Source organism: Serratia proteamaculans, assembly GCF_949794035.1.
GTDB classification, from domain to species: domain Bacteria; phylum Pseudomonadota; class Gammaproteobacteria; order Enterobacterales; family Enterobacteriaceae; genus Serratia; species Serratia proteamaculans.
The window spans coordinates 1,057,385-1,080,669 of sequence record NZ_OX461105.1 but is presented as its reverse complement, the minus strand read 5'-3'; the positions used below and the strand labels follow the sequence as shown (position 1 = coordinate 1,080,669).

19 protein-coding genes are annotated in these 23,285 nt (G+C 57.9%); 6 read left to right on the top strand and 13 right to left on the bottom strand.

Annotated features, from left to right (window positions below; all coding sequences use genetic code 11):
* Positions 1–430: 430 nt before the first annotated feature.
* The 4 genes from QOT07_RS05010 to phoB form a co-directional block, all read right to left on the bottom strand.
* Positions 431–1,537: a cobalamin-independent methionine synthase II family protein gene (locus tag QOT07_RS05010; protein ID WP_283602660.1), complete on the bottom strand. Its 1,107-nt coding sequence runs from the start codon at positions 1,535–1,537 to the stop codon at positions 431–433.
* A 211-nt stretch (positions 1,538–1,748) separates the two neighbouring features.
* Positions 1,749–2,687 (bottom strand): PstS family phosphate ABC transporter substrate-binding protein, encoded by a 939-nt coding sequence (locus QOT07_RS05005; RefSeq protein ID WP_099062316.1) that lies wholly within the window; start codon positions 2,685–2,687, stop codon positions 1,749–1,751.
* Positions 2,688–2,702: 15 nt separating this feature from the next.
* Positions 2,703–4,019 carry a phosphate regulon sensor histidine kinase PhoR gene (phoR, locus tag QOT07_RS05000; RefSeq protein WP_085115417.1) on the bottom strand — a complete coding sequence of 439 codons (1,317 nt, stop codon included), beginning with the start codon at positions 4,017–4,019 and terminating at the stop codon, positions 2,703–2,705.
* Between the two features lie 24 nt (positions 4,020–4,043).
* On the bottom strand, positions 4,044–4,733 hold the full coding sequence (phoB, locus tag QOT07_RS04995) for a phosphate response regulator transcription factor PhoB (protein WP_020825449.1): 690 nt from the start codon (positions 4,731–4,733) through the stop codon (positions 4,044–4,046).
* Positions 4,734–4,934: 201 nt separating this feature from the next.
* Here phoB and sbcD point away from each other — a divergent pair, with 201 nt between their 5' ends.
* The 3 genes from sbcD to licT all read left to right on the top strand — a co-directional run bounded on the left by sbcD (position 4,935) and on the right by licT (position 10,583).
* Positions 4,935–6,167, top strand: a complete 1,233-nt coding sequence (gene sbcD, locus QOT07_RS04990; protein ID WP_283602659.1) for an exonuclease subunit SbcD — start codon at positions 4,935–4,937, stop codon at positions 6,165–6,167.
* The gene (gene sbcC / locus QOT07_RS04985) at positions 6,164–9,415 is read left to right on the top strand and encodes an exonuclease subunit SbcC (RefSeq protein ID WP_283602658.1); all 3,252 of its coding nucleotides are present in this window, start codon (positions 6,164–6,166) and stop codon (positions 9,413–9,415) included. The genes sbcD and sbcC overlap by 4 nt, the downstream gene beginning before the upstream one ends.
* Positions 9,416–9,740: 325 nt before the next feature.
* Positions 9,741–10,583: a BglG family transcription antiterminator LicT gene (gene licT / locus QOT07_RS04980; RefSeq protein ID WP_099062319.1), complete on the top strand. Its 843-nt coding sequence runs from the start codon at positions 9,741–9,743 to the stop codon at positions 10,581–10,583.
* Positions 10,584–10,585: 2 nt separating this feature from the next.
* Here the strand turns inward: licT and QOT07_RS04975 are convergent, their stop codons facing one another.
* From QOT07_RS04975 to mak, 3 genes are all read right to left on the bottom strand, one after another.
* On the bottom strand, positions 10,586–10,972 hold the full coding sequence (locus QOT07_RS04975; RefSeq protein ID WP_085115413.1) for a type II toxin-antitoxin system VapC family toxin: 387 nt from the start codon (positions 10,970–10,972) through the stop codon (positions 10,586–10,588).
* Positions 10,969–11,202, bottom strand: coding sequence for a type II toxin-antitoxin system Phd/YefM family antitoxin (locus QOT07_RS04970; RefSeq protein WP_283602657.1), 234 nt, complete (start codon positions 11,200–11,202; stop codon positions 10,969–10,971). The genes QOT07_RS04975 and QOT07_RS04970 overlap by 4 nt, the downstream gene beginning before the upstream one ends.
* Positions 11,203–11,304: 102 nt before the next feature.
* On the bottom strand, positions 11,305–12,213 hold the full coding sequence (gene mak / locus QOT07_RS04965; RefSeq protein ID WP_283602656.1) for a fructokinase: 909 nt from the start codon (positions 12,211–12,213) through the stop codon (positions 11,305–11,307).
* Positions 12,214–12,423: 210 nt separating this feature from the next.
* Here mak and QOT07_RS04960 point away from each other — a divergent pair, with 210 nt between their 5' ends.
* Positions 12,424–13,164 (top strand): response regulator, encoded by a 741-nt coding sequence (locus QOT07_RS04960; RefSeq protein ID WP_112347729.1) that lies wholly within the window; start codon positions 12,424–12,426, stop codon positions 13,162–13,164.
* Here QOT07_RS04960 and QOT07_RS04955 read toward each other — a convergent pair.
* The 6 genes from QOT07_RS04955 to QOT07_RS04930 form a co-directional block, all read right to left on the bottom strand.
* Positions 13,139–14,152, bottom strand: a complete 1,014-nt coding sequence (locus QOT07_RS04955) for a carbohydrate kinase family protein (protein WP_283602655.1) — start codon at positions 14,150–14,152, stop codon at positions 13,139–13,141. The genes QOT07_RS04960 and QOT07_RS04955 overlap by 26 nt on opposite strands.
* Positions 14,152–15,012: a ketose 1,6-bisphosphate aldolase gene (locus QOT07_RS04950; protein WP_012005474.1), complete on the bottom strand. Its 861-nt coding sequence runs from the start codon at positions 15,010–15,012 to the stop codon at positions 14,152–14,154. Before QOT07_RS04950 ends, QOT07_RS04955 begins: the two co-directional genes overlap by 1 nt.
* Before the next feature lie 11 nt (positions 15,013–15,023).
* A complete protein-coding gene (locus tag QOT07_RS04945) occupies positions 15,024–15,710 on the bottom strand; it encodes a D-lyxose/D-mannose isomerase (protein ID WP_207976292.1) in 687 nt (228 codons plus the stop codon).
* Positions 15,711–15,772: 62 nt separating this feature from the next.
* On the bottom strand, positions 15,773–16,717 hold the full coding sequence (locus QOT07_RS04940; RefSeq protein ID WP_085115406.1) for an ABC transporter substrate-binding protein: 945 nt from the start codon (positions 16,715–16,717) through the stop codon (positions 15,773–15,775).
* Between the two features lie 204 nt (positions 16,718–16,921).
* Entirely contained in the window at positions 16,922–17,911 is a 990-nt protein-coding gene (locus QOT07_RS04935) for an ABC transporter permease subunit (protein ID WP_099062326.1), read from the bottom strand.
* 28 nt (positions 17,912–17,939) lie between these two features.
* Positions 17,940–19,460 carry a sugar ABC transporter ATP-binding protein gene (locus tag QOT07_RS04930; protein WP_207976295.1) on the bottom strand — a complete coding sequence of 507 codons (1,521 nt, stop codon included), beginning with the start codon at positions 19,458–19,460 and terminating at the stop codon, positions 17,940–17,942.
* A gap of 141 nt (positions 19,461–19,601) precedes the next feature.
* On the opposite strand from QOT07_RS04930, the gene QOT07_RS04925 reads away from it, so the two are divergent.
* Both QOT07_RS04925 and rdgC read left to right on the top strand, forming a co-directional pair.
* Positions 19,602–22,214 carry an ATP-binding protein gene (locus QOT07_RS04925; RefSeq protein ID WP_262261342.1) on the top strand — a complete coding sequence of 871 codons (2,613 nt, stop codon included), beginning with the start codon at positions 19,602–19,604 and terminating at the stop codon, positions 22,212–22,214.
* 88 nt (positions 22,215–22,302) lie between these two features.
* A complete protein-coding gene (rdgC, locus tag QOT07_RS04920) occupies positions 22,303–23,214 on the top strand; it encodes a recombination-associated protein RdgC (protein WP_012005468.1) in 912 nt (303 codons plus the stop codon).
* The last annotated feature ends 71 nt before the right edge of the window (positions 23,215–23,285 follow it).

The following is a 23,285-nucleotide window of genomic DNA, read 5'->3' as shown; positions in this document are numbered from 1 at the left end:
TGTTCAAATGAAAAAAAGTGCCCGATACGTGGTGGCGTTATGCCCCACCCGGTTGCCGGCTTGCCATTTCATCGCGAGACCAATAAGAGCAGAAAACGCATAACGTCCGGCGTTTTGTCCTTATTCGAAAGTGACCACTCATGATGATGGGCAGAGTTTTAAGAGTTATAAATGGAGGTTTAGTCCGACAACGGAGGCTAAGTTAAACGTTTATAGCGTTGAAAGGCAAGGCGCATGACAAAAAGCAGAGTTATAGACCAGATAATCTTTCAGGGCCAGTCGATCATAGTGGCTATCAATAAATATACAATACATGATTTGTATCATTTTTGAGCGACACATTCACAAAACGTGAAGCCTAAAGCGAATGACCGCGCGAAAACGCCAATAAACAGCCAATTTCCGCGCGGTCTGGACGGGATTTTCGCCGCTACCAAACCTGTCGGGCAATGTTCACCACGCTTTGCAGTTTATTCCACTGCTGTGATTCACTCAGGCTGTTGCCCTCTTCGGTCGAGGCAAAACCGCACTGGGTGCTGAGGCAAAGTTGGCGGCGATCGACAAATTGCGCAGCCTCCTCAAGACGCTGTTTCACCTGTTCAGGATTTTCCAGCTCGCCGTTTTTGGTGGTGATCAACCCCAGCACCACCTGCTGTTTACCCGGTTTGATAAAACGTAACGGCTCGAACCCGCCGGAGCGCTCATTGTCGTACTCCAGGAAGAAGGCATCGATATTCACCTGACCAAACAAGATCTCCGCCACCGGCTCATAGCCGCCTTCGGAGATCCAGGTGGAGCGGAAATTGCCGCGGCAAACGTGTAAACCAATGATCAGATCGTCCGGCTTGTCGGCGATCGCTGCATTCAACACATCCGCGTAAATACGCGCCAGACGATCAGGATCTTCTCCGCGCTCGCGGATCTGCCGCCGTTGATCGTCCGAGCACAGATAGGCCCAAACGGTGTCATCCAGTTGCAGGTAGCGGCAGCCGGCGTCATAAAACGCCTTGATCGCGTCGCGGTAGGTCTGCGCCAGATCGTCAAAATAGGCGTTCTGATCCGGGTAAACCTGGCTGTCTATGGCCTTGCGCCCGCCGCGAAAGTGCAGCACGCTCGGGCTGGGAATGGTCATTTTCGGCACCGCATCACCGGCGGTCGCCTTCAGGAAGCGAAAATCTGCCAGCATCGGGTGCTGCGGGTTAAAACCCAGCTTGCCGACCACCTTGATACTGCGCGCCCGGGTTTGCACGCCGTTGAACTGGATCCCCTGCTCCGCGTCATAACCCTCCACGCCGTCCAGCCCTTCCAGAAAATCAAAATGCCACCACGCCCGACGAAATTCGCCGTCGGTCACCACCGCCAGGCCAAGATCTTTCTGTTTGGCCACCGCCAGACGGATCTGCTCGTCTTCAACCGCACGCAGTTGGTCAGCATTAATTTCATCCCGCTGGAACTGTTGGCGAGCAGTTTTCAGCGCCTCAGGGCGCAACAGGCTGCCGACAACGTCAGCGTGAAAAGCGTGATTGCAATCGCACATATTTATGACTCCCGGTGGCAGGCAAAAGATCGGGCCTTTGCCTCAGTAATTTACGGTGTGAACTATTACGCTGGGTTACGATAGACATCCAGACGTCTAGAAATCCAATAAACAGCATGCTGTCATATCGACTGCCGGGCAGCAATAGAAGAAATTTCATCGGTAGTGAGAGAAATTCATGTTGGGCGCGTGGCCGCACCCCGGGAGAAGTTTATTTCAGGCCTAATGCCAGGCGGGTTTTCTTCAGGGTGGCCGACGGCAGCGGCAGATAGCCGTCGTGGTTCACCAGGTTTTGTCCGGTATCGGACAGCACGCGATCGAGAAATGCGGCGGTCAGCGGCTCCAACGGCTGGTTGGGGGCTTTGTTGATGTAAATGTACAGATAGCGTGACAGCGGGTAGCTGCCGTTGCGCACGTTGGTGTCATTGGGGATGACATAGTTTTCGCCGGACTCCGCCAGGGGCAACAGCCGCACGCCGCTGGCACGAAAACCGATGCTGGCGTAGCCGATACTGTTCAACGAACCGGCCACCGCCTGTACCACCGAGGCCGAGCCGGGCAATTCATTGACCCGTGGCATAAAGTCACCACCACACAGCGCACGCAGTTTGAAATAGCCGTAGGTACCGGATGCCGAATTGCGACCAAAGCGCTGTAGAGTGCGCTGCTGCCAATCGCCGCTCAGCCCCAGTTCTCCCCAGCGCGTCAACGGTCGGTTTTCGCCACAGCGTAGAGTCGCGGAGAAAATCCGGTCAAGCTGTTGCAGGTTAAGACCACGCAGCGGGTTGTCCTGATGCACCAGCACCACCAGCGCATCCACCGCAACCGGTACTGCCAGCGGTGCATAGCCATAACGGTGTTCGAAAGCCGACACCTCCGCCGCTTTCATCGGGCGGCTCATGGGGCCAAGCTGCGCGGCACCTGCCGCCAATGCGGTAGGCGCGGTCGAGGAACCTGCGGCCTGGATCTGCAAATTAACGTTGGGGTAATGCTGACTGAAGTCCTGCGCCCACAGCGCCATCAGATTGGCCAGCGTATCGGAACCGACGCTCGACAGGTTGCCGGACAGCATGCCATCCGGCTGCGCTAACGCGCCACGGCTCGCCAGCAGCGCCAGGCAAAGCAACAGCCCTCGGGTCATTCGGTTCATACCAGCCTCTCCGCGTTAATTTTTCACCGCATTCTCTGACAAAGCTGCGGGAACAATCAACCGGTTAGGCAAGGTAAAGATGAATCGGGTGCCGATGCCCTGCTCACTGAGGATCTCCAGCCGCGCGTCGTGGTGGCTGAGAGCATGCTTGACGATCGCCAGCCCCAACCCACTGCCGCCGGTCTGGCGTGAACGGGCCTTGTCGACGCGATAGAAGCGTTCGGTCAGGCGCGGAATATGCTCGGCAGCGATGCCCGGCCCATTATCACTGACCTGGAACTGCGCTCCATTTGGCGTCTGCTGCCAGCTCACCTCAATATTGGTGCCGTTCGGCGTATGATTGACGGCGTTATACACCAGGTTTGATACCGCACTGCGCAGTTGGTCGTCGTTACCGAAGACCTTGAGCTGCTCGTTCACCCGGAAAGTAATCTCATGGTTGCCCCCGCTCAGCGACTGAGCTTCGCGTTGCAGCACCCGTAGCATCAGCGGGATATCGACCCGTTCGTTCATTTCGACATTAGGCGCTGCCTCAATCCGCGACAGCGTCAGCAACTGCTTGACCAGCCCGTCCATTCGTCGGGTCTGCTCCTGCATGGTGCCCAGCGCCTTGCCGCGCAGCGAGCCATCCAGCTCTTCGTCGCTCATCATCTCCAGATAGCCCTGCAACACCGTCAACGGAGTGCGAAGCTCGTGGCTGACGTTAGCGAAGAAGTTGCGTCGCGCACCTTCCAGTTGGCGCATCTGGGTGACATCACGCGCCACCATCAGCAACTGCCCTTCGGAATAAGGCATCACACGAAATTCGACGTAATGTTCATTGTTCAACTGCAAGGTTAACGGCCGGGAGAACTCCTGCTGTTGCAGATAGTGGCTGAACTCCGGGTAACGCAGCAGGTTAAGGATGTGCTGACCATTGTCTTCCGGCCAGCGGAAACCCAACAGATGCTGCGCCAAACCGTTACACCAGAAGATATTGCCTTCGACGGTGGTCATCACCACCGCATCGGGCAGCGATTCCGCCCCGCTGCGGAAACGTTTGATCAACAGCGCCAGCTCACGACGCCGGCGACGGTTGCGCTGCTGCATCTGGTACAGGCCGTAAAACAGCGGTTCCCAGCTCCAGCGGCCAGGGGGGGGCGTCATGCTGCGATCGACCCATAGCCAGTGGGAAAGTTTGAGTTGGTTGTAGAAATTCCATACCAGCGCCGCCAGCACGGAGGCCAGCAGCAGCCAGGGCAGATAGCCGAAAATCAGCCCCAGCAGTAAGGCAGGCAGGCAGAAAAGGGCCAGCTCCAGGGCCAGCCTCTTCCAGGATAGACGTTCTAGCACGGCATATTCTCCAGCGCGGCGCGATCAGTAGCGCGTTGAGAATCGGTAGCCGGTGCCCCGAACGGTTTGAACCATTTTGTCATGACCACTGGTCTCTAACGCCTTACGGAGTCGACGGATATGCACGTCAACGGTGCGGTCTTCCACATAAACGTTAGTGCCCCAGACGTGATTAAGCAACTGCTCGCGGCTATAAACACGCTCAGGATGGGTCATAAAGAAGTGCAGTAATTTGAACTCGGTCGGCCCCATATCCAGCGCCTGTTCGTTGGCCATCACCCGGTGTGAAGAAGGATCCAGGCTCAGCCCTTGCATTTCAATCACTTCTTCCACCGCCATCGGTGAAATACGGCGCATGACCGCCTTGATGCGTGCCACCAGTTCCTTTGGCGAGAAGGGTTTGGTGATGTAATCATCCGCCCCGACTTCCAGACCACGTACCCGGTCTTCTTCTTCACCGCGGGCAGTCAGCATCATCACCGGAATATCTCGGGTCAGCGCTTCACGCTTCATATGTTTGATAAACTGAATGCCGGAGCCTCCGGGTAACATCCAGTCGAGCAACACTAAATCAGGGAACGGCTCAGACAGGCGCGTCACTGCGCTGTCATAATCCTCAGCTTCCAACGGTTGGTAACCATTCTGTTCCAACACAAAGCACACCATCTCACGGATCGGCGCTTCGTCTTCCACCACCAGTATGCGTCTTGCCATCGTCAATCCTGCCAATGTGTTAGCGATCACAGTTGATTGCGGTCGCCATTATGCGTCAGTTTTGTGACAGATTTATGAAATAAATAGCCATGAAAAAACCTGCCTGTTGTAGGCAGTAAGCATAGCGATTATTTCTAGTCACGCAGAAACATCATATTCCCTTTATAATCCCTGCCATTACTCTATCGCCCTGGGAGTGTCATGCGCCTGATCCACACCTCTGACTGGCATCTTGGCCAGTATTTTTTCACCAAAAGCCGCGCCGCCGAACATCAGGCTTTTCTGCGCTGGTTGATCGAGCAGATCGAACAACAGCAGGTGGATGCGCTGATCGTCGCCGGGGATCTGTTCGATACCGGCTCGCCGCCAAGTTATGCCCGCGAGCTGTATAACCGTTTTGTAGTCGAGCTGCAGCGCACCGGCTGCCAATTGGTGGTGTTGGGCGGCAATCACGACTCTGTGGCAACCTTAAATGAATCGCGTGAATTGCTTTCCTGCCTGAATACCACCGTGATTGCCAACGCACAGAGCGAAACCGAACAGCAAATCCTGGTGCTGAATCAGCGCGACGGCCAGCCGGGCGCGGTGCTGTGCGCCATCCCGTTCCTGCGCCCGCGCGATTTGCTCACCAGCCGCGCCGGAGAATCCGGGGTACAAAAACAGCAGGCGCTGCAAGAGGCCATCGCCGACCATTATCAAACGCTGTATCAGGCGGCCTGTGCACGCCGTGACGCGCTGGGCTTGCCCCTGCCGATTGTTGCCACCGGCCACCTGACCACCGTAGGCGTCACCACCTCCGACTCGGTGCGCGATATCTATATTGGTACGCTGGACGCCTTTCCGGCGCAGGCCTTCCCACCGGCCGACTACATCGCGCTGGGGCATATTCACCGTGCACAAAACGTCGCCAAATCCGAACATATTCGCTACAGCGGCTCGCCGATCCCCCTCAGTTTTGACGAGTTGGGCAAGGCCAAAAGCGTGTTTATGGTGGATTTCAGCGCGGGTGCCCTGCAACAGGTCAGCACGCTGGAGATCCCCAGCTTCCAGCCCATGCAGCTTATCAAGGGCGATTTGGCGCAGATCGAGCAACAATTGCAGCAGTTCGCCGATTATCAGGGTGAATTACCGGTGTGGCTGGATATCGAAGTGGCAACGCAGGATTACCTTAGCGACATTCAGCGCCGCATCCAGCTCCTGGCCGATCAGCTGCCGGTAGAAGTGGTGCTGTTGCGCCGCAGCAAAGAACAACGCCGCCAGGCGATTGAACAGCAGGACAAAGAAACGCTAAACGAACTGAGTGTTAATGAGGTGTTCGAACGGCGGCTGGCGCAGGAGCCTGAAATGGCTGAAGAACGTCGGCAACGAATGAGCCAAATGTTCCAGCAGGTGGTCGCGGCCGTTCAGCATAACGACCAGGAGCCGAGCCAATGAAAATTCTCAGCCTGAGATTAAAGAACCTCAATTCATTGCAGGGCGAATGGAAGATCGACTTCACCGCCGAACCCTTTGCCAGTAATGGGTTGTTCGCCATCACCGGGCCCACCGGCGCGGGCAAAACTACCCTGCTGGACGCCATCTGTCTGGCGCTGTACCACCAAACGCCGCGCCTTAACGTTACGCCAAGCCAAAACGAGCTGATGACGCGCCACACCGCCGAATCGCTGGCTGAGGTCGAATTTGAAGTTAAAGGCGTCGGCTACCGTGCTTTCTGGAGCCAACGACGCGCCAAAAACGCCCCGGACGGCAATTTGCAGGCACCAAAGGTCGAACTGGCGCTGCGTGAAGACGGCAAGATCCTGGCAGACAAAGTGCGCGACAAGCTGGATATGACCGCCGCGATCACCGGCTTGGATTTCGGCCGCTTTACCAAATCGATGATGCTGTCCCAGGGGCAGTTCGCCGCCTTCCTCAATGCCGACGCCAACGATCGCGCCGAACTGCTGGAAGAGCTGACCGGTACCGAGATCTACGGCCAGCTTTCCGAGCGGGTTTTCGAACAGCATAAGCAGGCCAAGGCCGACCTGGATGCACTGCACCAACGTGCCAGCGGCATTGAACTGCTGAATGACGAACAGCGTCAGCAACTGGAAAATCAGTTGGTTGAACTGGGGACGCAGGAAAATACCCTTAGCGGACAGACCCGCCAGCAGCAGCAGGCGCTGAACTGGTTACAGCAGTGGCAACAGACGCAGCACAAGCAGCAGGAATACCAACGCCAACTGAACGCGGCACAGCAGGAACAGGCCGCGGCCGAACCGCAACTGCAGCAGTTAGCGCGCAGCGAACCTGCAGAAAAACTGCGACCGCTGCTTAACGAACGTAACCGCTGCCGCCACGATCAACAGGCGCTGCAACAACAGATCGCACAGTTGACGCAGCAGCAGGCGCAACAGCTTGCCCAGATGGCGCCGTTGCAACAGGCGGTAGAACAAGCGCGCGCGCAACTGCAGGCGCATGTTGAATACCAGCAGACTCAGCAGCGTGTGATCGACGAGCAAGTGGTTCCGCTGGATAACCAGATCGCCCAGTGGCAAAAAACGCAGGCCGAACTGCAACAGGCCTGCACTAACGCCATCCAGCAATACGCACTGCAAAAAGCGGAGCTGGAAAAGCTCGAGCTTCAGCGAGCCCAGTTAACCGTACAGGCCGGACAGCATCAGGAAAAGCTTAACGGCCTCACCGCCGCGCTGGCAACGCAGCAACAGCGGCAAAATGCGCTGGAAGCCCAGTCCCCGCTGGCGGCGCTGCGTCAGCGTCAGACCGAATTGGCCGAGCTGCGTCCGGTGCGCCAGCAGTTATTCGCCCTCTCCTCGCTGTCTCAACAGATTGCCAAACGGCTGGAGCAGCAGTGGCAAGAGTTAAACGTCGGCCAAAACGAGCTAACTCAGTTAGAGCCACAATTGGAACTGGCTCGTCAACAATATAAACAACAAAAAGCCCATCAAGCCGACGTTGAAAAAACAGAAGAGCTGGAAAAACGGATCGTGGGGTTGGAAGCCGACCGAGCGCGTCTGCAACCCGGTGAGCCTTGCCCGTTGTGCGGCTCAAATGCGCATCCGGCAGTTGAGCAATACCAAGCGGTAAAGCTGTCAGAAACCTCACAGCGTCTGGAAGAAATGAAAATCCAGACCGAAGCATTACAAAAGAAAGGCGTCGAATTACGGGCACGCTACGATAGCCTGCAACAACAGCAACAGCGCCAACAGCAACTCATCGCGCAAGACGAGCAGCAGCTGGCCGCACACCTGCAGCAGTGGCAAACACTCAGCACACCGCTGGCGTTTGATTTTGCCCTGCAGGATGCCGAACGTCTGAGCCAGTGGCTGAACGCCTGCGACAGTGAAGAACGTCTGGGTCAGGCCGCTCTGCTGCAACACGAGCAGGCGTCGCACGCCGTACAACAGGCCAAGGACCAATTGGCCGCACTGCAAACACAGCAGCAGCAGGCGCAACAAGACAAGGCGCGGCTGGACGAGCGTTTCACCCTGCTGGAGAGAAACCACACCGAAGCCCAGTTGCAACAGCAGCGCTTGCAGCAGCAGTGGCAGGAGGGTGAACAAGCCCTTGGTGAGCAACGTGCGCAGCGACTGGCCCTGTTTGGTGAACAGCAAATCACGCAGGTGCGCGAACAGTTGCGCACCCGCCAGACGGCCTGTGAGCAGGCCAGCCAGCAGGCTGCCGAACAATGGCAGAAAGCCCAGGAACAACGCGATCGTCTGAGCGGCCAGTTGGCCGTACTACAGCAGCAACTGCTGCAACAGGCCGAGCGGTTGCAGCAGGCAGAGCGAGAGTGGCTACAGGCGCTGGCCGCCAGTGAATTCAGCGACGAGGCCGCCTTTAGCGCCGCGCTGTTGGATGACCACCAGCGCCAGCAATTGCAACAGCGTAAAGAGCAGTTGCAACAGCATCAGGTTGAAGCCAGCGCCCTGCTGGCCCAGGCCACAGATAGCCTGCAGCAGCACCAACAACAGCGCCCTGAAGGGCTGGATGAGAGTCAGGTCGATCCCCAGACCCTGAGCCAGAGTCTGGAAGCGCTGGCACAGCAGTTAAAAACCCTGCAGCTACGCCAGGGTGAGGTGCGCAATCAGTTAGAAAGCGATGCCGCACGCCGCATCAATCAGCAGTCGCTGTTTGAGCAAATCAGTCAAAGCCAGAGCCAGTACGACGACTGGAGCTATCTCAACCAGCTCATCGGCTCCAAAGAGGGGGACAAATTCCGCAAGTTTGCCCAGGGGCTGACGCTCGATCATCTGGTGTATCTGGCAAATAACCAGCTTGGGCGGCTGCATGGGCGTTACCTGCTGCAACGCAAAACCAGCGACGCGCTGGAGCTGCAGGTGGTGGACACCTGGCAGGCGGATGCGCTGCGCGATACCCGCACCCTGTCCGGCGGTGAAAGCTTCCTGGTGAGCCTGGCGCTGGCATTGGCGCTGTCCGATCTGGTCAGCCACAAGACCAGCATCGACTCGCTGTTCCTCGACGAAGGCTTTGGCACGCTGGATGCAGAAACCCTGGATACCGCGCTGGACGCGCTCGACAGCCTGAACGCCTCCGGGAAAACCATTGGCGTAATCAGCCATGTTGAAGCCATGAAAGAACGCATTCCGGTGCAGATTAAGGTGAAAAAGGTTAACGGTCTCGGCATCAGCCGGCTGGAGCCGCAGTTCCGCCTGGAATAATGCTGCACTGACTAAGAAATGTGACCGCGGCGGCAGTCCCCGGCTAAAAGCATTGAGCCAACGCTAGCAAGGGTTATGATGCGGCTGATAACAGGATTGTTACTGTATACCCGTCGCCTTTCAAGCCGCAGCGTTGTTACCTGCACTCGCTCACCCCAGTTACTTACTCAAGTAAGCGCCTGGGGATGAGCGAGTTGGCCGCCTAGCCGCAGCTTGAAATTCATAGGGTAGAGATATTTAAATACAGGCAAAACCTGACGCACGGGATCGCTCCTGTGCGTCAGGTTTTTTCGTTTTCAGCATGCTGAAACATCCGGGAATAGCCATGAAGATCGAAAAAATACTCAATAATAACGTGGTGATTACGCTGGACGATCGTCAGGAAGAAACGGTCGTCATGGGGAAAGGTATTGGTTTTAAAAAGAAGGCTGGCGATCCGCTGGACGAAAGCCTGATCGAGAAGATCTTCACCCTGAACGGCAGCGAAATGGCCGAGCGCTTTAAAACGCTGCTGTCGGAGATCCCGTTGGCCTGCGTGACCACCGCCGACAAGATCATCACCCTTGCCCGCCAGCGTCTGCCGGGTAAGTTGCACAACATCGTCTATATCACGCTGACCGATCATATCCACTTTGCGCTGCAGCGCCACGCGCAAGGGCTAGACATTAAAAACGTGTTGCTGTGGGAAATCAAAAAACTCTACCCGGCGGAGTTTGCCGTCGGGCTGGAAGCGCTGGCGCTAATCGCTCAACGACTGGGCACCGCCCTGCCGGAAGATGAGGCCGGGTTTATCGCTCTGCACCTGGTCAACGCCCAACTGAATGACGAAATGCACAACACCCTGCACATCACCCGGGTGATGCAGGAGATCCTGAACATCGTCAAATATCACTTCCGTTTTGACTACAACGAAGAAGCCCTGAGCTATCACCGTTTTGTCACCCATCTGAAGTTCTTCGCGCAGCGCCTGCTGGGGAAAAACTACGTCGACAGCGACGACGATTCGCTCTATCAGGTAGTGAAAGAAAAGTACCGCGAGTCCTTCGCCTGCTCAGGCAAGATTAACCAACACATCGAAAAAAATTACCAGCACCAGCTCACCAGCGAAGAAATGATGTTCCTGACTATTCATATCGAACGGGTACGCAGCGAGAGCGAAGTGAAATAGATCTAGCGCCGGGCGTCAAACACCCGGATGCCATACTGCGGGAAAGCGGCATCGGCGGAAATCAACGTCAGCCCTTCGGCCTGCGCCTGGGCGATCAGCATGCGATCAAAAGGATCCTGATGATGCGGCGGCAATTGGCCCGCCTGCTGACCATGAAAGGCGGCCATCGGCAACGGCAGAAAATCTTCGGCATCAATTACCTCGAAAATGTCCTCCGGCAGCGCCAGCTTGCCCAACGCCCGCTTAATCGAAATCTCCCAAATGCTGGCCGCGCTGACGTACACCACATTACCGGGATCGGCGATCTGCCTTCTGGCGTTCTCCCCCAGGCTGGCGTCATCGATCAGCCACCACAGCAACGCATGGGTATCCAGCAGCAGACGTTTCATTCATCGCCCTCAAACAGCGCGGTGATATCTGCATCGCCATCATTAAAATTGTCCGGCACGGTAAATTTGCCCTTGGCGGCACCAGGCTTACGGGTTTGCCCCTTGATGGCTATCAGTTGAACATACGGCTTCCCTGCTTTCGCTATAATCACGGTCTCTCCCTGTGCGGCTTTATCCGCCAGTTGGCTCAGGTTGGATTTGGCTTCGTGCATATTGGCCTGGATAGGCATACGCGATCTCCTTAGCTAAGTTAGCTAAAGCATAGAGGGGAGTCTAATTTTTGTACAGATAATTGATTAAAGCGCGAGCGGGCCCGCGCTTTTTTGCAACAGTTACAGCTGTGGCCACAACCAGGCCGCGCCGCGCACGCCGCTGGAGTCGCCGTGGACGGCCTTGCGGATCGGGGTTTCACATTCGCCGCCGAATACCCAGGATTTCACTAACTGCGGTACCCGCTGATACAGACGATCCACATTGCTCATCCCGCCGCCCAACACCACCACGTCCGGATCAAAAATATTGATCACGTGCGCCAGCGACTTCGCCAACCGCAGCTCGTAACGGCTGATGGCTTGCTCCGCCAACCTGTCCCCTTGCCCCACCAACGTCATGATTTCATGCCCTTTCAGCGGGTTGCCGCTCAAACGTGCATAGTCGGTGGCAAAACCGGTACCGGAGATAAAGGTTTCAATGCAGCCCTGCTTCCCACAGTAACAAGGGACCTCTGCGCGAAAACGCAGCTCGTCCTCATCCAACCACGGCAGCGGGTTATGCCCCCACTCGCCAGAGATCCCATTCCCGCCCGAGTGTACCTGGCCGTTGATCGCCACTCCAGCACCGCAGCCGGTGCCGATAATCACCGCAAACACGGTTTGCTTGCCGGCGGCAGCGCCATCGGTGGCTTCCGATACCGCCAGACAGTTGGCATCGTTGGCAATACGGACTTCACGCGCCAGCATCGCTGACAGGTCTTTATCCAGCGGTTGGCCGTTGAGCCACACCGAGTTGGCGTTTTTGACCAGCCCGGTATAGGGCGACAGCGTGCCGGGAATGCCCACGCCGACCGAGCCCTGCTGGCCGGTATTTTCTTCTGCCAACTTCACCAGACCGGTAATCGCATCCAGCGTTTGCTGGTAGTCATGGCGCGGCGTGGCGATACGATGGCGGAACAGTTCCTGCCCATCGTTAGCCAACGCGATCACTTCAATTTTGGTGCCACCCAGGTCGATACCAATGCGCACGATTTTTCTCCTCAATGCACCACAACGTTGCCACAGCCTAATATATTCAGTTGCCAGGATCACTCAATCAGCGCCGAGTGTGACGGTGATGGCAATTTCCGCATCAGATCCACACCGACTACCGTTTATTAATTAGCCATCGGGTACACTGCAGTTAGCCAGTTAACTTATTGATAACATTTTCCGCATCATAAAATCCGGAGAGCAGCGATGAAACCTGCCATATTGATTGTCGATGACGACCCCGCTATCTGTGATCTGCTCTGCGACGTGCTCAATGAGCACGTATTTACCGTGCATGCCTGCCACCGGGGCAGCGAGGCGCTGACACTACTCAACCAGCAGCCTGACATTGCGCTGGTGCTGCTTGATCTGATCCTGCCGGACACCAACGGCCTGCTGGTGTTGCAGCAGATCCACCGGCTACGACCGGATCTGCCGGTGGTGATGTTGACCGGCCTGGGTTCCGAGTCCGACGTCGTGGTCGGTCTGGAGATGGGAGCCGACGACTACATCGCCAAACCCTTTAACCCACGCGTGGTGGTCGCCCGCGCCAAGGCGGTATTACGTCGTACCGGTGCCTTGGCGCTGGAACCGGCCGCCGCCGGTCACAACAAACCCGAAGGCTGGCAGTTTAACGGCTGGTGTCTGGATACTGCCCGCTGCACCTTGCACAACCCGCAGCGACAACCGGTCGATCTGACCCAGGGCGAATACGGCCTGCTGCTGGCGCTGGTGCAACATGCGCGCAAAGTACTGACCCGCGACCGCCTGTTGGAACTAACCCACAGCGAAACGCTGGAGGTGTTCGATCGCACCATCGACGTGCTGATCATGCGGTTACGACGCAAGATCGAGAGCAATCCGCATCAGCCCGAATTGATCCGTACCATTCGCGGGCTGGGCTATGTTTTTGCCGCCGACGTCAGCCAACCGGTGGCTGTCGCCTGATATAATCCTGCAGTTCCGGCAAGGATCGTGCGCCATCGATCGCGTTGGCGCACAGTAAATTGAACCGCGCACAGGCATGTGCCAACTGCAACGTCGCTACCAACGGCCAGTCTTCATGGCTGGCGTACAACACACCGGCGCAGAAAGCATCCCCGGCACCGACGCTGCCGACAATTTCGCTTTCACTGACACGCCAAGACGGCTGCCAGCGCGCCTCTCCCCCTTGCTCGACACCGTATGCGCCTTCCGGGCAGTGGATCACCACTCGTCGCCGCACACCGGCCTGCAATAACTGTTCTGCCGCCTCGGCCATCAACTGCGGCTGCACCTCACCATTAGCCGCACGCAATGCCAGCCCGGTAAACTCACCGGCCTCCAGTTCGTTGATCACCAGATAATCCAGCCAGCGCAGTGCCGGTAACACCAGCGGGCGATAGCGTGGATCCCCCTGGCGCGACACCAGATCCAATGAAGTCTGGTAACCGCGCTGCTGCATCTGTGCCAGCAGGCGCGCGCTGCGAGTGCCGAATTCCTCATCCGGGCGATCCAGGCTGTCGAGCAGCAGCAGATAACCCAGATGGAAAATTTTATGCTCGCTGTCCAGTCCGTCAAAATCGGTCAGATCCAGACAGCGATTGGCACCCGGTGCGTGAAAGAACGTCCGTTGCCCGCCCGGTTCGGTCATCACCTGCGACATGGCGGTCATGGCCGTTTCGCTGCGCCGCACCAGGTCACTGTCGACCCGATGCTGCGCCAGCATCTGCAGGATGTAGTCACCATCCGCATCGCAGCCGATCAACCCGAGCGCCGCCAGCGGCAACCCGGTCTCCATGCGTGCCAATGTCAGCAGCACATTCAGTGGGGCACCGCCGGTGGCCCGTTGGCTGTGCTCAATCTCCACCAACCAGCCCGGCTGCGGCCAGTGAGCAATTTGATGCACATGATCCACCAGCATATTGCCGGCCGAAACAATGCCACGTCGGGTCATCACAACCGTCCGGCGCTGCCGAAAATATGCATCTGCTGCTGCACCACTTCGCTGATCGACTGCTCCACCGCCAGCAGCACTTCGGCAAATTCATCGTAAATCGCGTGGCGCTGCGTGATGCGCTGTTCAACCGCCCCCAGCGCTGCCTGCGACATGCCGGTATAGAAGTTGATTTTGTGAATGCCCAGGCCGATCGCACGTTTGAAATCGGCATCGCTGATGCCGGACCCGCCGTGCAGCACCAGCGGGATACCGGCCTGCTGCTGGATCGCCGCCAGCCGCTCAAAATCGAGCTTCGGCTCGCCTTTGTATTTGCCATGCGCATTGCCAATCGCCACCGCCAGCGCATCAATGCCGGTCAATTCGACAAACTCGCGCGCCCGCTGCGGATCGGTAAATTTGTTGCTGTCCGCCTCGCCGTACAGCGCTCCCCCTTCGTCACCGCCGACCGCCCCCAGTTCCGCCTCCACCGAGACGCCGACCGCGTGGCACATGCGTACCACTTCCTGCGTCTGACGTACGTTCTCTTCGTAGCTCAGGCCGGAGCCGTCGAACATCACCGAGCTGAACCCCAGTCGCAGCGCCTGCACCACCGCTTCGAAATGCAGGCCGTGATCCAGGTTCAACACCACCGGAATATCGTGCTGCGCCACTTCACTTTTAATCGCCGCCACCAGGGATTCCAGCGAGACGTACTTAAAGTGCACTTCGGCAATATTGATAATAAAGGGCGATCGCGCCGCCTGCGCCGCGGCAAACAAGGCACGCAGAAAGTGGCTGTCGAGCACGTTGAACGCGCCCAGCGCATAGCCGTGCTGACGTGCCTGCGCCAACCCCTGCGCCAGTGAAATCAATGCCATGCTGGTTCTCCTTAAGCGATAAAGCGCAAGTATTCGTGACACAGCAACCACTGTGGCGGCTGGTCTTCTTCAAGCTGGCTAAAACGACTGAGCGGCAGCAGGAAACGGTTGTCGTTGTCGTCATCGTTTACCGTCGACACCTCGCCCACCAATACGTCACCAAACCCCTCCTCGCCCCAGAAGCTGTGATAGATACCCGGCGTCAGGCAGATGCTTTCTCCCGGTGCCAGCCGCAGGCGCGAACCGGCGGCGTGGGTCTGTCGGCAGCCATCCAGCGTCACGGTCACCGCGCTATCGGCCAGCCCTTCCTGAAGGTCTGCGTTATACAGCTCGACGATCAGGTTGCCACCACCACGGTTGATAATGTCTTCCCGCTTGCGCCAGTGGAAATGCATCGGCGTCACCTGCGCTTCGCGACAATGCATGATTTTCTCCGCGTAGCCTTTGGCGTAAGGTTGCCCACCGGGTGAACCGTTACGCAGGGTAAATAGCGTTAACCCTTTGCGGGCGAAATCATCGTCGCCAAATGCCGTGACGTCCCAACCCAGTTTCAGGTCAAACACTTCCTGCCAAGGCTGGCGATCGAGCTGCTGCCAGACCGCTGGGCTAAAATGGGCAAACGGCGGCAGATGGACGTCGAAGCGGGCAAAAAAATGCTGGGTTTGCTGCAGGATTTGGTTCACGGCGGAACGGTTCATGGTGCCTCCGGAAGCAGTAAGGGAATGAGGGGCCCGATCGGGCAGGCCCCGCCGATAACAGGTTATTTCACCGTCCAGCCTTTGTAGCTGCCGATATTGTTTTTATCGATCATGGTTACCGGGATCAGCACCGGGCCGGTTGGCGCGGGTTTACCCTGCAGAATGTCGTAACCGATCTCGACCGCCTTGGCCGCCATCACCTGAGGATCCTGCGCCGGCGTCGCGACAAACAGCGATTTTCCGCCGCGTTTGAGCGCCTCTTCACCGTCCGGCGATCCATCTACGCCAACGATAAAGAATTCGCTACGCTGCGCCTGCTTGGCGGCCAGATCGGCACCGATCGCCGTAGGATCGTTAATCGCGAACACGCCGTCGATCTTCGGATTGGCCGCCAACAGCGCGGTCATGATCTCCAGCCCACCTTCACGGCTGCCCTTGGCGTTTTGGTTATAAGACAGCAGTTTGATCTCCGGGTGTTTCTTCAGCTCGGTCATGCAACCTTCTACCCGGTTTTGCACGGCAGACACCGGCGGCCCGTTGATGATCACCACGTTGCCTTTCTCTTTCAGGCGATCGCTGATGTATTTACAGGCCATCGCCCCGGCCTGGGTGTTGTCCGAGGTGATCGTGGCATCGGCCCCTTCGGCCGCCACGTCAACCGCCACCACCACGATACCGGCATCCTTGGCGCGTTTTACCGCCGGGCCGATGCCCTTGGAGTCTGCGGCGTTCAGGATGATCATATCGACCTTGGCAGCGATAAAGTTGTCGATCTGCGCCACCTGCTGGCCAAGATCGTAACCGCTCGACACCAGCGTCACGTTGACCTTGTCGCCGGCCAACTCACGCGCTTTCATTTCCGCACCCTTGGTGATCTGGACAAAGAACGGGTTGGCCAAATCGCCTACCGTCACCCCAATCGATTTCAACTCTTTTGCCTGCACCAACGAGGCACTGCCGAGCGCGGCGGTAACCAGTAACGCGGTAATCAATGGCTTGAAACGCATAGTGTTTTCCTCATTATTTTCCGATCTACGAAAAATCTGCCCCGGTGGGCGCCAACCAACCTTTCTTTATCACCCAACCTACCCTATGGATTTCAAATTGCAGCCAGGCGGCCAGCTAGTTCATCCCCAGGCGCTTACTTGAGTAAGTAACTGGAGTGGGCTAGTGCAGGTAACAACGCTGCGGCTTGAAAGACGACGGGTAAGCTAGTGCTGGTAATTGCGGGTGCGGTACTTGTCTATCAGCACAGCTATGATGATCACCGCCCCCTTGATCACCAATTGCCAGAAGTATGAGACGCCCATCAGCGTCATGCCGTTGTTCAGGGTGGCGATAATCAGCGCCCCCACCAGCGTGCCGGTAATGGTGCCAATGCCGCCGACAAAGCTGGTGCCGCCCAGGATCACCGCAGCGATCGCGTCCAGTTCATAGCCCATGCCGAGGTTGCCGTTGGCGCTGTACAAGCGTGAGGCACTCATTATCCCCCCCAACCCTGACAACAAGCCGCTCATGCCGTAGACGAACAGCAGTACCGCACCGACCTTGATCCCGGTCAGGCGCGCCGCCTGGATATTACCGCCCACCGCATAGATATGGACGCCCAGGGTAGTGCGGCGCAGGATGAACCAGCACAGCGCGATCACCGCGAAAGCGATAATCACCAGCCAGGGGATCGGTCCCAGATAAGAGTTGCCGATCCATTCAAAACTGATATCGGAATTGATGATGGTGGTACCGTCGGCCAGCAAATAAGCCGCACCGCGCAGGGCGGTATAGGTCCCCAGCGTGACAATAAACGGCGGCAGCCCGGCATAGGCCACCAGAAAACCGTTAAACAGCCCCATGCCCAAACCGGCCAGCAGCGCCAGGGGGATCGACAACCCGGCCAGGCCCGGCATCAGTGAGACCGCCATCGCCACCACCGCGGTGGTACCCAGCATCGAGCCCACCGAGAGATCGATACCGCCGGTCAGGATGATGAAGGTCATACCCGCCGCCAATACGATGTTAATCGACGCCTGCCGGGCAATATTCAGCAGGTTGGCGTCGGTAAAGAAATTGGGCGCGACAAAGCCGAAAACCGCGACGATCAGGATCAAGATCGGCAAGATCCCGACGGTTTGCATCATATCGCCCAAAAATGCCCGTTTCAGCGTCGGATTTTTTGCGGCCGGTGGCAGCGGATTTGAAGTCATGACAGGCTCCTTGAGCGTAGGGATAGAATTATTCATGGCTGGCCGCCTCCAGAACAGGTTCGACGCCGGTAGCCAGCGTCATAATGCTCTCCTGACTGATCTCGCCGCCGCTCAGCTCCCCGGCAATGCTGCCTTCGTGCATCACGTAGACCCGGTCACTCATGCCGACCACCTCGGGCAGTTCACTGGATATCATCAGGATCGCCACTCCCTGCTGCGCCATCTGGCTCATAATGCGGTAAATTTCGCTTTTGGCGCCGACGTCAACGCCGCGTGTCGGTTCATCGAGGATCAGAATTCGCGGGCCGATCGCCACCCAGCGTGAAATCAGCAGCTTTTGCTGGTTGCCGCCGGACAGCCCACCGGCCCGTACCTGAGCATGCGGCACGCGGATATTCAGCAGGCCGATGGCATCGCTGGAAATACGCTGTGCCTTGCGGCGATTAAGCAGGCCATAGCGCCCGTCGCGCTCCAGCGTCGCCATAACGATATTTTCATGCGCCGCCAGATCGAGGAACAAGCCCTGCTCTTTGCGGTTTTCGGTGAGAAAACCGATGCCCAGCGCAATGGCGTCGCGCGGTGAATGGATATTGGCCGGTTTGCCGTCAATTTCTACCGTACCGCCGATCGGCTTGCGCACGCCGAAAATCAACTGCGCCAGTTCGGAACGCCCTGCCCCCACCAGCCCGGCAAGACCGACGATCTCTCCGGCACGGACCTGCAGGCTGACCGGTTTCACTTTCTTGCCGTCGGTCAGCCCGTGTAGCGTCAGGCGCGGCTCACCCACGGCAATACCTTGTTCCTTGTTGAACAAATCGCTCAGTGGACGGCCCACCATCATGCGCACCAATTCGCTGGCAGACAGTTTGTCGCGCATCAGGCTGCCGACGTACTGGCCGTCGCGCAGCACGCTAACGCGATCCGACAGCTCGTACACTTCCGCCATGCGGTGACTGATGTAAATGATCGCCATCCCCTCATCGCGCAGACGTTTGATCAACTCAAACAGCCGATGTGTCTCACGCGAAGAGAGCGCCGCCGTCGGTTCGTCCATCACCAGAATACGGCTGTTGCGGTGCAGCGCGCGGGCGATTTCCACCTGCTGCTGTTCGGCGATGGTTAATTTCATCACCCGATCGCCGGCGCTGAACTGCGCGCCCAAACGATCGATCACCTTCTGTGCTTCCAGCAACATCTGCTGGCGCTTCACCAGGCCACCGCGCTGGATCTCGCTGCCCAGAAAAATGTTTTCCGCCACCGTCAGATTCGGCGCCAGATTCATTTCCTGGTAAATCAGCGTGATGCCTGCGGCCAGGGCATCTTTTGGCCCTTTAATGGCAAACGGCTGCCCATCGATAAAAATTTCCCCGCTGCTGGCGATATAAGCGCCGGCCAATATTTTCATTAACGTGCTTTTACCCGCGCCGTTTTCACCCATCAGCGCGTGGATCTCACCGCTATAAACCGTCAGGTTGACGCCTTTCAGCGCATAGAACTGACCAAAACTCTTGGCGATGTTGTGCATTTCCAGAATCGGGGTTGCGCTCATCGTCATACCTCAGGTTGCGGTTCGGATTGAGTGCAGTTAACCACGCATAAATAAATGCAAAATGTCAGCGGCCGTTCATCTTTGTCATATTGTTAATGGAACGAGGATTTATACTGCGAACAGTCAGTTACGGGGGATACGATGCGCAGACTGCCTTTCCTTGCCGGTGCACGTGGGCGCCTGCTGATGTTCAACCTGCTGGTGGTGGCAGTGACGCTGATGGTCAGCGGCGTGGCGATCGTCGGTTTTAACCATGCGGGCAAGCTGCAGGAACAGGTGCAGGCGCAGACGCTGAAAGAGATGAACGGCAGCATGGCGCTGAGCCGGGATACTTCGAACGTAGCGACCGCCGCCATCCGGCTTTCGCAGGTGGTGGGCGCGCTGGAGTACCAGAGCGAATCGGCCCGCCTGAAGCAGACCCAGTTGGCGCTGCAGGCCTCGCTCAGCCGACTGGCGGACGCTCCGTTGGCACACAGCGAGCCGGAACTGGTCCAGCGCATCATCAGCCGCAGCAACGCGCTGGAAACCAGCGTGACCCGTATGCTGGATCTCGGCCATGCGCGGCATCTGCAACGCAATATCCTGCTCAGTGGGCTGTATCAGTCACAGAGCACACTGCGGCATATCGCCAGCCTCAATCAGCGTAATAACCTGGACCAGCCTTCGCTGCCGCTGCTGAGCCAGATTGACCGACTGCTGGCGATCGCCATTCAAACCCCAACGCCCAAGGCCGCCGCCCAACAGCTCGACAGCGTGATGGCCTACTGGCCGCAGCGCAGCCCGGATGCCCTGGTAGACGAGAAAATGCGGCAGTTTCGCGACAGTGAGCAGCGCCTGCTGCCCGAAACGCTGGAGCTGGAGCAAAGCGATCTGGCGCTGGCCTATTACACCTACCATATCAAAGCCCTGGTGGCGATGCTCAACGACGACATCAACCTTTACGTGCAGAAGGTGGCGGACGAGTCGGAGCTGCGCACCCACCAAACGCATCGTGAACTCAGCTCCATCAGCTGGTTTATCGGTCTGTTCGCACTGTTGGCGCTGGTGATTACCGGCTTCGCCGGGCTGTATATCTACCGCAACCTCGGTTCGAACCTGACGGCGATCGCCGGTGCCATGACGCGGCTGGCGCGCGGTGAGCGTGACGTCAGCGTACCGGCGTTGCAACGGCGTGACGAACTGGGCGAATTGGCGCGAGCATTCAACGTCTTTGCGCGCAACACCGCTTCGCTGGAACAGACCTCCCGCCTGCTGAAAGAGAAAAGCACCCAACTTGAAACCACCTTTTTGGCGATGCGCGACGGCTTTGCGCTGTTCGATAACGACGGCCAATTGGTGGTGTGGAACCCGCAGTATCCGTTGTTGCTGGGGCTCAACGAACACCAGTTACACCGTGGTCAGCACTACCGTGAGTTGCTGCAACACGTGACGCCACCGGCGGGCCAGCGTTGGGAAGCGGTACTGGCTAACCTGTCCAGCGAACTGCCGCAGCCACAGGAGCTGCGCCTGAGCGATGGCCGCACCGTCGAACTGCGCTTCAGCCCGGTGCCTAACCGTGGGGTGGTCAACGTGGTGCTGGAGCGCACCGAGCGCAAGGCGCTGGAAGAGGCGCTGCTGCACAGCCAAAAAATGAAGGCGGTCGGCCAGCTCACCGGCGGTCTGGCGCATGATTTTAACAACCTGCTGGCGGTGATCATCGGCAGCCTGGAACTGACCACCCAACAGACTCAGGATGCGCAGACCGAGCAGCGCATCGCCCGCGCGCTGAAGGCCGCCGAACGCGGTGCACAGCTTACCCAGCGGTTACTGGCCTTCTCGCGTAAACAGGCACTGCACCCGCAGGCCGTCACGCTGCAGTCACTGGTGGAGAATCTGCAGGAGCTGCTGCGTCACTCTCTGCCTACCACGCTGTCGCTGAGCATTGAGTCTCAGCGGCCCGGCTGGCCGGCGTGGGTCGATGCCAATCAGTTGGAAAACGCGCTGATCAACCTGGTGGTCAACGCCCGGGATGCCATGGAAGGCCGTAGCGGCGTGGTGAAGATCCGCATCTACAACCAGCGGGTACAACGCAGCGGCGGCAAAAAGCAGGACATGGTGGCGCTGGAGGTGATCGACACCGGCTGCGGTATGTCGGAAGAGGTGAAGGCACAGGTGTTCGAGCCTTTCTTCACCACCAAGGCCGTCGGCAGTGGCAGCGGGCTGGGGTTGTCGATGGTGTACGGTTTTGTCCGCCAGTCCGGCGGTCGGGTGCAGATTGAGACCGCTCCGGGCGAAGGTACGCTGGTGCGTCTGCAACTGCCGCGAGCCCCTACACCGGCCGTCGCGCAAGCGCCAACACTACCGCCAGAGGAAAACGACGGCACCGACAATCTGGTGCTGGTGCTGGAAGATGAAAACGACGTGCGTCATACGCTGTGTGAGCACCTGCACCAGCTCGGCTACCTGACGCTGGACTGCGCGGAGAGCCATGAGGCGCTGGCCCTGCTGCGCCAGACGCCGGATATTGGGGTATTGATCAGCGATCTGATGTTGCCGGGTGAACTGGATGGCGTGCAGGTGATTGGCCTGGCGCGGGAGATTAATCCGCATATCACCGCGCTGCTGATCAGCGGTCAGGATATACGCCGCCACCACGAAGACACACTGCCCAATGTGGAACTGCTGCGCAAGCCTTTCAGCCAGCGGCAACTGGCGCTGGCACTGCAACGGGCACGCCATTCAAACGCGGCCGGCGACGCAATTAGGAGGGAATGAGGCGATTTTTCGCCTCTGATTCGTTATTATGCCGCCCTGCTTTTGATGAATCAGCGTGCCAGACGCACGCCCAGCCAGGGATAACATTATGCTGTGGTTTAAGAATTTGATGGTTTACCGTTTGAGCCGCGAAGTGGCGTTAAACGCGGATGAAATGGAAAAACAGCTCAGCGCTTTTGCTTTCACCCCGTGCGGCAGCCAGGACATGGCGAAAACCGGCTGGGTTTCCCCGATGGGCTCACACAGCGAGTCACTGACGCATGCGGTTAACGGCCAGATCGTTATCTGCGCGCGCAAGGAAGAAAAAATCCTGCCGTCGCCGGTCATCAAACAAGAGTTGCAGGCCAAGATTGAACGCCTGGAAGGCGAACAGCACCGCAAGCTGAAGAAAACCGAGAAAGATGCGCTGAAAGATGAAGTGCTGCACAGCCTGTTGCCACGCGCCTTCAGCCGCTTTAACCAGACCTTTATGTGGATCGACACGGTTAACGATCTGATCATGGTTGATGCCGCCAGCGCCAAACGCGCGGAAGACACTCTGGCGCTGCTGCGCAAGAGCCTGGGCTCACTGCCGGTGGTGCCGTTGACCATGGAAAGCCCAATCGAACTGACGCTGACCGAATGGGTGCGTTCCGGCGAACTGCCGGCCGGTTTTATCATTCAGGACGAAGCAGAGTTGAAAGCAATTCTGGAAGACGGCGGCGTGATCCGCTGCAAAAAACAGAACCTGATCAGCGATGAGATTGCGGTGCATATCGAAGCCGGCAAGCTGGTGACCAAGCTGGCAGTGGACTGGCAAGAGCGTATTCAGCTGGTGCTGGCAGATGACGGCTCACTGAAGCGTTTGAAGTTCGCCGATACCTTGCGTGAACAGAATGACGATATCGATCGTGACGACTTCGCCCAGCGTTTTGACGCCGACTTTATCCTGATGACCAGCGAACTGGCGGCGTTAATCAAGAACACCATCGAAGCCCTGGGTGGCGAAGCCCAACGTTAATCCTGCCTGAAAATACCAAGGGCTCTGCATGCAGAGCCCTCAGACATTTGCGACCTGGGATATTGGGTACA

Coding starts and splice junctions, on each gene's coding strand:
- QOT07_RS04955 (WP_283602655.1), bottom strand. CDS start 14,152: ATGACCCGACGTGGCATTGTTTCGGCCGGCAATATGCTGGTGGATCAT.
- QOT07_RS05005 (WP_099062316.1), bottom strand. CDS start 2,687: ATGAACCGAATGACCCGAGGGCTGTTGCTTTGCCTGGCGCTGCTGGCG.
- QOT07_RS04925 (WP_262261342.1), top strand. CDS start 19,602: ATGCGCAGACTGCCTTTCCTTGCCGGTGCACGTGGGCGCCTGCTGATG.
- sbcD (WP_283602659.1), top strand. CDS start 4,935: ATGCGCCTGATCCACACCTCTGACTGGCATCTTGGCCAGTATTTTTTC.
- QOT07_RS05010 (WP_283602660.1), bottom strand. CDS start 1,537: ATGTGCGATTGCAATCACGCTTTTCACGCTGACGTTGTCGGCAGCCTG.
- QOT07_RS04930 (WP_207976295.1), bottom strand. CDS start 19,460: ATGAGCGCAACCCCGATTCTGGAAATGCACAACATCGCCAAGAGTTTT.
- rdgC (WP_012005468.1), top strand. CDS start 22,303: ATGCTGTGGTTTAAGAATTTGATGGTTTACCGTTTGAGCCGCGAAGTG.
- QOT07_RS04975 (WP_085115413.1), bottom strand. CDS start 10,972: ATGAAACGTCTGCTGCTGGATACCCATGCGTTGCTGTGGTGGCTGATC.
- QOT07_RS04935 (WP_099062326.1), bottom strand. CDS start 17,911: ATGACTTCAAATCCGCTGCCACCGGCCGCAAAAAATCCGACGCTGAAA.
- QOT07_RS04940 (WP_085115406.1), bottom strand. CDS start 16,717: ATGCGTTTCAAGCCATTGATTACCGCGTTACTGGTTACCGCCGCGCTC.
- phoB (WP_020825449.1), bottom strand. CDS start 4,733: ATGGCAAGACGCATACTGGTGGTGGAAGACGAAGCGCCGATCCGTGAG.
- QOT07_RS04950 (WP_012005474.1), bottom strand. CDS start 15,012: ATGGCATTGATTTCACTGGCGCAGGGGTTGGCGCAGGCACGTCAGCAC.
- sbcC (WP_283602658.1), top strand. CDS start 6,164: ATGAAAATTCTCAGCCTGAGATTAAAGAACCTCAATTCATTGCAGGGC.
- licT (WP_099062319.1), top strand. CDS start 9,741: ATGAAGATCGAAAAAATACTCAATAATAACGTGGTGATTACGCTGGAC.
- QOT07_RS04970 (WP_283602657.1), bottom strand. CDS start 11,202: ATGCCTATCCAGGCCAATATGCACGAAGCCAAATCCAACCTGAGCCAA.
- QOT07_RS04945 (WP_207976292.1), bottom strand. CDS start 15,710: ATGAACCGTTCCGCCGTGAACCAAATCCTGCAGCAAACCCAGCATTTT.
- QOT07_RS04960 (WP_112347729.1), top strand. CDS start 12,424: ATGAAACCTGCCATATTGATTGTCGATGACGACCCCGCTATCTGTGAT.